Below are 2,569 nucleotides of genomic sequence, written 5' to 3' on the forward strand. Positions count from 1 at the left end.
GGGGTGACGGCGTGCCTTTTGCATAATGAGCCTACGAGTTAACGTTGCCAGCGAGGTTAAGTCTTTAAGAGATGGAGCCGTAGCGAAAGCGAGTCTGAATAGGGCGCTTTAGTTGGTAGTGTTAGACGCGAAACCGTGTGATCTACCCTTGGGCAGGTTGAAGCTGTGGTAACACATAGTGGAGGACCGAACCCGTTGACGTTGAAAAGTCTTGGGATGACCTGAGGGTAGGGGTGAAAGGCCAATCAAACTCGGAAATAGCTCGTACTCCCCGAAATGCATTTAGGTGCAGCGATGATTTAGTTTTATAGAGGTAGAGCTACTGATTGGATGCGGGGGCTTCACCGCCTACCAATTCCTGACAAACTCCGAATGCTATAAAATGATGATTATCAGTGAGGGCATGGGTGCTAAGGTCCATGTCCGAGAGGGAAAGAACCCAGACCATCAGCTAAGGTCCCCAAATGTATGTTAAGTTGAAAAAACGCGGTTGAACTGCTTAGACAGCTAGGATGTTGGCTTGGAAGCAGCCATTCATTTAAAGAGTGCGTAACAGCTCACTAGTCGAGCGGTTCGGCATGGATAATAATCGGGCATAAACATACTACCGAAGCTATGGATTTACAACATAAGTTGTGAGTGGTAGGGGAGCATTGTAACAACGTAGAAGGTATACCTGCGAGGGATGCTGGAGTGGTTACAAAAGAAAATGTAGGCATAAGTAACGATAATGCGGGCGAGAAACCCGCACACCGAAAGACTAAGGTTTCCTCAGCTATGCTAATCAGCTGAGGGTTAGTCGGGGCCTAAGGCGAACCCGAAAGGGGTAGTCGATGGACAACCAGTTAATATTCTGGTACCTGCTTTGCGTTAAAAGTGACGGAGGCGAGAATTAGGTGCGCACTGACGGAATAGTGCGTTGAAGGGAGTGGTAACACCCCGATAGTACACCAAAGCTACGGCGGCGGTGATAATCCTGAATATCGACTTCCAAGAAAAGCGAGCAAAGCAGCCCGTACCGCAAACCGACACAGGTAGTTGGGATGAGAATTCTAAGGTGCTCGAGAGATTCATGGCTAAGGAACTAGGCAAAATTGACCTGTAACTTCGGGAGAAAGGTCGCCCCCTTCTGGGGGGCCGCAGTAAAAAGGTCCAGGCGACTGTTTATCAAAAACACAGGACTCTGCTAAATCGAAAGATGACGTATAGGGTCTGACACCTGCCCGGTGCTGGAAGGTTAAGAGGAGATGTTAGCTTCGGCGAAGCATTGAATTGAAGCCCCAGTAAACGGCGGCCGTAACTATAACGGTCCTAAGGTAGCGAAATTCCTTGTCGGGTAAGTTCCGACCTGCACGAATGGTGCAACGATCTGGACACTGTCTCAGCCATGAGCTCGGTGAAATTGTAGTATCGGTGAAGATGCCGATTACCCGCTGTGGGACGAAAAGACCCCGTGAACCTTTACTATAGCTTAGTATTGACTTTGGACAAGTGATGTGTAGGATAGGTGGGAGACATTGAAGCGGTATCGCCAGGTATCGTGGAGTCATTGTTGAAATACCACCCTTTACTTGTTTGAAGCCTAACCCCGTAACTCGGGGGACAGTGCTTGGTGGGTAGTTTGACTGGGGTGGTCGCCTCCAAAAGAGTAACGGAGGCTTCTAAAGGTTCCCTCAGCACGCTTGGTAACCGTGCGTAGAGTGCAATGGCATAAGGGAGCTTGACTGAGAGACATACAGGTCGATCAGGTACGAAAGTAGAGCATAGTGATCCGGTGGTTCCGCATGGAAGGGCCATCGCTCAAAGGATAAAAGGTACTCCGGGGATAACAGGCTGATCTCCCCCAAGAGCTCACATCGACGGGGGGGTTTGGCACCTCGATGTCGGCTCGTCACATCCTGGGGCTGGAGAAGGTCCCAAGGGTTGGGCTGTTCGCCCATTAAAGTGGCACGCGAGCTGGGTTCAGAACGTCGTGAGACAGTTCGGTCTCTATCTACAGTGGGCGTTAGAAATTTGAGTGGATCTGACTCTAGTACGAGAGGACCGAGTTGGACTGACCTCTGGTGTACCAGTTGTTCCGCCAGGAGCACTGCTGGGTAGCTACGTCGGGAAGGGATAAGCGCTGAAAGCATATAAGCGCGAAACCCACCACAAGATGAGATTTCTTTAAAGGATCGTGGGAGACCACCACGTTGATAGGTCACAGGTGTAAAGGCAGTAATGTCATAGCCGAGTGATACTAATAATCCGTATAGCTTAGTGCAGCCCCTCTGCCCCCTAACCCCCAATGGGGGAACCAGGGGCGGAGGGCGCGAAACCTAAAGCTTAATATACTGCTCAAAGTGTATACCTCAATTTTTATTTTCCATATATGTCAACTCATTAGGTATGACATTTAGTAAGTAATCACGGCTACTGCCAACTGATCACTGAACACTGCATACTAACGATTTAAGGTGGTTATAGCAACGGGGCTCACCTCTTCCCATTCCGAACAGAGAAGTTAAGCCCGTTAGCGCAGATGGTACTGCTATCTTGTGGGAGAGTATGTCGCCGCCTTTCTTTTAAA

The 2,569-nt window shown here is 49.5% G+C and carries 2 rRNA genes; both read left to right on the top strand.

What is annotated here, in order from left to right:
• Nucleotides 1–2,264, top strand: a 23S ribosomal RNA gene (locus tag ACXYMT_RS15160); the annotation flags it as partial.
• A 188-nt stretch (nt 2,265–2,452) separates the two neighbouring features.
• A 5S ribosomal RNA gene (gene rrf, locus ACXYMT_RS15165) occupies nt 2,453–2,562 on the top strand.
• Nucleotides 2,563–2,569 lie beyond the last annotated feature (7 nt).

This window comes from Salinimicrobium sp. CAU 1759, from assembly GCF_054482715.1.